This window comes from Prevotella sp. ICM33, from assembly GCF_000517825.1.
Lineage (GTDB): Bacteria > Bacteroidota > Bacteroidia > Bacteroidales > Bacteroidaceae > Prevotella > Prevotella melaninogenica.
The window spans coordinates 62,204-68,357 of record NZ_JACD01000055.1 but is presented as its reverse complement, the minus strand read 5'-3'; the positions used below and the strand labels follow the sequence as shown (position 1 = coordinate 68,357).

At 45.1% G+C, this 6,154-nt stretch carries 8 protein-coding genes; all 8 read left to right on the top strand.

Annotated features, from left to right (window positions below):
- Positions 1-322 precede the first annotated feature (322 nt).
- The 8 genes from pfkA (at position 323) to HMPREF1505_RS06830 (ending at position 6,142) form a co-directional block, all read left to right on the top strand.
- A complete protein-coding gene (gene pfkA, locus HMPREF1505_RS06865; RefSeq protein ID WP_013265475.1) occupies positions 323-1,300 on the top strand; it encodes a 6-phosphofructokinase in 978 nt (325 codons plus the stop codon).
- A gap of 64 nt (positions 1,301-1,364) precedes the next feature.
- On the top strand, positions 1,365-2,888 hold the full coding sequence (gene atpD, locus HMPREF1505_RS06860) for a F0F1 ATP synthase subunit beta (RefSeq protein ID WP_004360670.1): 1,524 nt from the start codon (positions 1,365-1,367) through the stop codon (positions 2,886-2,888).
- 39 nt (positions 2,889-2,927) lie between these two features.
- Positions 2,928-3,167 carry a F0F1 ATP synthase subunit epsilon gene (locus tag HMPREF1505_RS06855; protein WP_004360672.1) on the top strand — a complete coding sequence of 80 codons (240 nt, stop codon included), beginning with the start codon at positions 2,928-2,930 and terminating at the stop codon, positions 3,165-3,167.
- 30 nt (positions 3,168-3,197) lie between these two features.
- Positions 3,198-3,608, top strand: a complete 411-nt coding sequence (locus tag HMPREF1505_RS06850; protein WP_081722935.1) for a hypothetical protein — start codon at positions 3,198-3,200, stop codon at positions 3,606-3,608.
- A gap of 3 nt (positions 3,609-3,611) precedes the next feature.
- On the top strand, positions 3,612-4,709 hold the full coding sequence (gene atpB / locus HMPREF1505_RS06845; RefSeq protein WP_036923887.1) for a F0F1 ATP synthase subunit A: 1,098 nt from the start codon (positions 3,612-3,614) through the stop codon (positions 4,707-4,709).
- 85 nt (positions 4,710-4,794) lie between these two features.
- The gene (gene atpE, locus HMPREF1505_RS06840; protein ID WP_004360677.1) at positions 4,795-5,034 is read left to right on the top strand and encodes an ATP synthase F0 subunit C; all 240 of its coding nucleotides are present in this window, start codon (positions 4,795-4,797) and stop codon (positions 5,032-5,034) included.
- Positions 5,035-5,086: 52 nt separating this feature from the next.
- On the top strand, positions 5,087-5,599 hold the full coding sequence (gene atpF / locus HMPREF1505_RS06835) for a F0F1 ATP synthase subunit B (RefSeq protein ID WP_036923885.1): 513 nt from the start codon (positions 5,087-5,089) through the stop codon (positions 5,597-5,599).
- Positions 5,600-5,605: 6 nt separating this feature from the next.
- Positions 5,606-6,142 carry a F0F1 ATP synthase subunit delta gene (locus HMPREF1505_RS06830; protein WP_036923883.1) on the top strand — a complete coding sequence of 179 codons (537 nt, stop codon included), beginning with the start codon at positions 5,606-5,608 and terminating at the stop codon, positions 6,140-6,142.
- Positions 6,143-6,154: the final 12 nt, after the last annotated feature.

Genomic DNA, 6,154 nt, shown 5'->3' with positions numbered 1-6,154 from the left:
GATTTTAGCCCTTAACTTTTATATGTGGAAAAGGTTTACCGGACAGCAATAAATTTTGATATACCCTCAAGGGAAGGGACCGCTTGGTGGTTGCTGGTGGCTCTTTGTGTGGTTGGGGGGAGATATTGCTTCTTCCCCTTTTCTGATTTAACCCAAATCGGTTGTTAGGAAACAATACCATAGTAATAAGAACGATATATATTGTGGTTTAATGACCGATTTGGGTTTAATTCCATTTTTTTTCTTATCAACTTTGCTTTTGTGCCATTTATTTGTTATCTTTGCGCTTAGATTTAAATAAAAAGGAGTTCTAAGACTATATATGGGCAAAATAAAGACAATAGGTATTCTGACCTCTGGCGGTGACGCCCCTGGAATGAACGCAGCAATACGTGCTGTGACCAGAGCCGGCATCTATAATGGTTTTGAAATCAAAGGTGTCTATCGTGGTTATGAGGGATTGATTACGGATGACATTAAGCCTTTTACCACTGAGAATGTTAGCGGTATTATCGGTCAGGGCGGTACGATACTCAAGACGGCACGCTCAAAAGGTTTTAAAACGATGGAAGGACGTCAGCAGGCATACGATAACCTTGTCAAAGAGGGTATTGATGCGCTGGTTGTCATTGGTGGTAATGGCTCGTTGACAGGTGCGATGATGTTTGCGCAGGAGTTTGATTTCTGTTGCATCGGTCTGCCGGGTACGATAGATAATGACCTCTATGGTACGGACAGCACTATCGGTTATGACACGACGATGAACACAATTATGGAGTGTGTCGACCGTATTCGTGATACCGCTCAGAGCCATGAACGCATCTTCTTTGTAGAGGTGATGGGACGTGATGCTGGTTTTCTTGCACAGAACTCGGCTATTGCCAGCGGTGCAGAGGCAGCGATTATTCCAGAAGACTCTACTAACGTCGACCAGTTGGGTCGCTTCATGGAACGTGGTATTCGTAAGTCTAAGAGAAGTTGTATCGTCATTGTCTCTGAGAGCCCTAAGTGTGGAGCGATGTATTATGCTGACCGTGTACGCAAGGAGTTCCCTGACTATGACGTACGTGTGTCAATTCTTGGTCACTTGCAGCGTGGTGGTCGTCCTTCAGCACGCGACCGTATCCTTGCAAGTAGTACGGGTGTTGGTGCTATTGAGGCCATTATGCAGGGACAACGTAATATTATGGTAGGTGTTAGAAACAATGAGGTGGTTTATGTTCCATTGTCTGAGGCAATCCGTTCAGATAAGCCTTTCGACAAGAAACTTATTAAGGTTCTCGACGAGTTGAGTATCTAAGAGGGGATTTTTCCACCTTATTTATATATAGAGGAAATAATAATAAAAAACAACAAAGATATTTATGTCACAGATTAATGGGCGCATCTCCCAGATTATCGGTCCAGTTATCGATGTCTACTTTGATACCAAGGGAGAGAATCCTGAGAAGGTTCTGCCAAAGATTCATGATGCCCTACGCGTAAAACGTGCGAATGGGCAGGATTTGATTATCGAGGTACAGCAGCATATTGGTGAAGACACCGTGCGCTGTGTGGCTATGGATAATACGGATGGTCTGCAGCGTAACCTTGAGGTTGTGCCAACAGGCAGTCCTATCGTTATGCCAGCTGGTGACCAGATTAAGGGTCGTATGATGAACGTTATCGGTCAGCCTATCGACGGTATGGAGGCACTGAGTATGGAAGGTGCTTATCCTATCCACCGCGAGGCGCCAAAGTTTGAAGACCTCTCTACGCATAAGGAGATGCTTCAGACCGGTATTAAGGTCATCGACTTGCTTGAGCCTTATATGAAGGGTGGTAAGATTGGTCTCTTTGGTGGTGCCGGTGTAGGTAAGACGGTGCTTATCATGGAGTTGATTAACAACATCGCTAAGGGTCACAATGGTTACTCGGTATTTGCCGGTGTAGGTGAGCGTACTCGTGAGGGTAACGACTTGATTCGAGATATGTTGGAGTCAGGTGTTATCCGTTATGGTGAGAAGTTCCGCAAGGCAATGGATGAAGGCAAGTGGGACCTTTCGCTTGTTGATCAGGAAGAATTGCAGAAGTCGCAGGCAACACTTGTCTATGGACAGATGAATGAGCCACCAGGGGCACGTGCATCAGTGGCACTCTCTGGTCTGACCGTTGCTGAGGAGTTCCGCGATCACGGAGGTAAGAATGGTGAGGCAGCAGATATCATGTTCTTCATCGATAATATCTTCCGTTTCACGCAGGCTGGTTCTGAGGTATCAGCGTTGTTGGGACGTATGCCATCAGCCGTAGGTTATCAGCCTACTTTGGCAAGTGAGATGGGTACGATGCAGGAGCGTATTACTTCTACAAAGCATGGTTCAATTACTTCAGTACAGGCGGTTTACGTGCCTGCTGACGACTTGACCGACCCTGCTCCAGCTACTACCTTTACCCACTTGGATGCAACAACAGAGTTGAGCCGTAAGATTACCGAGCTTGGTATCTATCCTGCGGTAGACCCATTGGGTAGTACCTCACGTATTCTTGACCCACTGATTGTTGGTAAGGACCACTATGAGTGTGCGCAAAGAGTAAAGCAGTTGCTTCAGCACTATAATGAATTGCAGGATATCATCGCCATCTTGGGTATGGACGAGTTGTCAGACGAGGATAAGTTGGTTGTGAACCGCGCTCGTCGTGTACAGCGTTTCCTCTCTCAGCCATTTACTGTTGCTGAGCAGTTCACTGGTGTTAAGGGTGTTATGGTACCAATCGAGGAAACCATCAAGGGCTTCAACGCTATCTTGAATGGTGAGGTTGACGACCTCCCAGAGCAGGCGTTCTTGAACGTTGGTACGATAGAGGATGTCAAGGAGAAGGCTAAGCGTCTTTTGGAGGCTACTAAGTAATCATCTTCTTGCACAAACTGAATAATAATTGAATTGTCTATGTTGACACTTAGAATAGTTTCTCCCGAAAGGATTGTCTTTACAGGCGAGGTGGATAGTGTGCTGGTTCCTGGTACAGTGGGACCATTTGAGATTCTCAATAATCACGCGCCTATCATCTCTACACTCGTTGAAGGCAAGGTAGCTTACAGCGTAAAAGGTGATACTAAGGAACTTCATATCGTTGGCGGATTCGTTGAGGTGAAGAAGAACTTGGTCAGTCTTTGCGTAGAAATCTAAAAGATATAACCGGCAGACAGCTGAATACGGATGATGGATGTTAACAAAGTGTATAAGAAGTACTATAAGAATAACTTGTGGATTATCGCAGGTCTTTATCTTATTGGCTTACTCGTTGTGCAGCTAACGCAGCAAACGGCTTATATCAATTTGCTGACTATCAGTGCTGTTTACTCACTTATCACCTCTTCTATCTATGGAGGAGCATGGAAAGCGATAGCCAGTCAGTCGCCCACGGTTATGAATAACTTCTATCTTGCGGGCTCTGGTTTTCGTATGCTGTTGGCATTCTTGACTGTTGTCGTTTATGCAATGGTGGTGAAAGAACGCGCAATGGTAATCGGCTTTGTCGTTATCTTTATGATATTCTATCTTGTGCTGTTGGCATTCGATACCGTCTATTTTTACAAAGTGGAAAAGAACAATAAAATTAATAATTAACGAATGAAATATCTCAAGCATCTGATTTGTATGGTGATGATGTTCTTCCTGCTTCTGCCTGGTGCTGCTGCATCAGAGAGTAAAGGGGAGAGTGTTAACCTGCAGGAGATATTGTGGGGACATATCAAGGACTCATACGAGTGGCATGTAACCAATATCGGTGATAAGCCAATCATCATCAACCTGCCAGTCATTGTGAAGACATCAAATGGTTGGTACACGGGTTGTGCTGAGGACTTTGCTGAAGAGCCGTTAGAAGAAGGTCCACATGCGGGCTATCGTCCTTGTAAAAACAACCCAGACCTATTCATTGCAACGAAGGGAAACTACGAACGTCGCATCGTTGAGTTACAGAAGGACGGCACAGAAGTGCGCCCTCTCGACCTCTCTATCACGAAGTCGGTGTGTGTACTCTTCATTGATGCCATCATTCTCTTGCTGTGTATCTTGATTCCAGCACGCTGGTGTCGTCGCCATAAGGTTACCGATAAGGCACCAAAAGGCTTCACGGGTCTGATGCATATGTTTGTGATGTATGTCTATGATGAGGTTATTAAACCGACATTAGGTAAGGACTCAGAGAAGTATGCACCTTATCTTCTGACGTGTTTCTTCTTCATCTTCGTGGCTAATGTCATGGGTATCGTGCCATTCCCACCAGGAGGTGGTAACCTTACGGGTAATATAACCATCACCTTCTTCTTGGCTATTTGTACGTTCTTAGTAACCAACTTCTCAGGAACAAAGCATTATTGGAAAGATATCTTTTGGCCAGACGTACCCGCATGGTTGAAAGTTCCAGTGCCTTTGATGCCTGTGATAGAGATCTTTGGTATCTTTACAAAACCTTTCGCATTGATGGTTCGTCTTTTTGCCAATATGATGGCAGGACATGCTATTGCGTTGGCTTTAACCTGTATCATCTTCATCATGGCAACGATGGGTGTTGTCCTGAGTTCTTCCATGACGATTGTGAGTGTGGGTATGAGTATCTTCATGATGCTTTTGGAGATTTTGGTTAGCTTTATTCAAGCTTTGGTATTCACGATGTTGAGTGCTGTGTTTATCTCTTTGGCACGTGTTCATGAGGCAGAAGGGTAAGAAGGAGTGAAGGAGATAAATACTTTTCACCCCCCTATTAATAGATAAAAAATAAAAAATAATTAATAATTAAAAGAAAGAAACTATGTTGACATCATTGTTATTAGCAGCAGAAACTGCAAAGTTAGGCGCCGCTATCGGTGCAGGTATCGCAGCCGTAGGCGCAGGTCTTGGTATTGGTCGTATCGGTGGTCAGGCTATGGACGCTATGGCTCGCCAGCCAGAGAAGATCGGTGAGCTTCGTTCTGCTATGATTATTGCAGCCGCATTGGTTGAGGGTGTTGCCTTCTTCGCTGCAATTATCGCTCTCCTCTGTGTATTCTAAACTACTCAGAGAATTATTAAACAAATTGGTAAGAAAAGTAATTTAGCAGCTTATGTCATTATTATTGCCAGATAGTGGCTTACTCTTTTGGATGACCCTTGTCTTCTTAGTGGTCTTCTTCATCTTATGGAAGTGGGGATTCCCTTCTATCATCAAGATGGTGAACGAGCGCAAAGAGTACATTGACGAGAGTCTTGCAAAGGCAGAAGAAGCCAACTTGAGGCTTGCCAACATTCAGAAACAAGGTGAGGAGCTGCTTATGGAGGCACGTGAGAAACAGGCGCAAATCCTTAGAGAGGCGTCTGAGACACGTGACACCATAGTCGGACAGGCACAGGAGAAGGCACGCGACGAGAGTGCTCGTATCCTTTCTGAAGCCAAGGCAGAGATTGAAAGTCAGAAGCAGGCTGCCATCCGCGACATCCGTTCGCAGGTTGCAGAGCTTTCTGTGCAGATTGCTGAGAAGATTCTGCATAAGGAACTGTCTGGTTCAGCCGAGCAAACTCAGCTTATCAACAGCTTATTGGATGAAGTTGCTTCTTCTAACGGAACAGAAAGTAAATAATCGCTTATGAATACAGGTGTAATATCGGTTCGCTATGCTCGTGCGCTGTTGAAGGCTGCCTGTGAGCAAGGTATCGAGGACAAGGTGTATGCTATCATGCAAACACTTGCCCAGAATTACCTTCAGGTGCCCGAACTCCGCATGACGATTGAAAGCCCGATGCTTCCGAAGGACAAGAAGCGCAAGCTATTGGAAGTAGCCTGTGGCGACGATTGTCCTGAGCTTGTTGCTAACTTCCTTTCCCTTGTCTTGAAGGGAGATAGAGAGGAGTTGCTACAGCTTATGGCGAATGACTATGTCGCTCTGTATCGTAAGCAGAAGAACATCATTCGCGGAAAGGTCATCACAGCCTCGCCTGTCTCTTCCCAGACGGAAGACAAGATGAAAGCACTGGTACAATCCAGAGCACAGGGAACCGTTGAGTTCAACACTGAGGTTGACCCTTCACTCATAGGTGGCTTTATTCTTGAGTACGATACTTACAGAATGGACGCCAGCGTGAAGAGCCAACTGAATGCTATCCTCACACAATTAAAAAAGTAATTAGATTAATAA